The organism is Neobacillus paridis, from assembly GCF_016765675.1.
In the GTDB taxonomy this organism is placed as follows: domain Bacteria; phylum Bacillota; class Bacilli; order Bacillales; family Cytobacillaceae; genus Neobacillus; species Neobacillus paridis.
This window is the reverse complement of sequence record NZ_JAESWB010000385.1, coordinates 1-510: the sequence shown is the minus strand read 5'-3', so window position 1 is coordinate 510 and position 510 is coordinate 1. Positions and strand designations below refer to the sequence as shown.

The 510-nt window shown below is 61.8% G+C and carries 1 protein-coding gene; it reads right to left on the bottom strand.

Features of this window, described 5'->3' with window-relative positions; genetic code table 11:
• Nucleotides 1-347 (bottom strand): helix-turn-helix domain-containing protein (locus JK635_RS29295; protein WP_235888356.1); only part of this gene is annotated, 347 nt, incomplete at its 3' end.
• Nucleotides 348-510 lie beyond the last annotated feature (163 nt).

Sequence of the window (510 nt, the reverse complement as noted above, 5' to 3'; positions counted from 1 at the left end):
CGGTGCAGGACCGATGTCACGGTGCTGGGCGGCGGTACGTCGGCATGGCCCAGTTCCAGCAGGCGTGCCGAGATCTTGCGGCCACCCCAGGCAGGATGGGCCTGCCGCAGCGCCACGATGGCTTGCTCCATGTCGGCTGGCGTGCGACCGGGGGAGTGCTGCGGGCGGCGTGATTGATCGGCCAGACCGGCATGGCCATGCTGCGCATGCCGCTTGAGCAGTTTGTAGGCTGTTGTGGGGCTGATGTCGAAGCGTCGACACAGTTCACGGATATTGGCATCGGGTTGCTGCGCGAGCAGGACGAATTCTTGGCGAAGACTCATGACATCTCTCGGTGACCAGGGCATGTTGATGTTCCTTTGAGCAATCCTGCATCATGCTCAAAAGTGTTCACTATGTCCTCGTACACCTGTCCACTATGTCCCCGGTCTATACAGCGAAGCAAAAAAAGTGACCCGGCCGCCGGGACGGACTCCCGGCTTGTCTCCACGGCAGTGCAGCGGCGTAGCG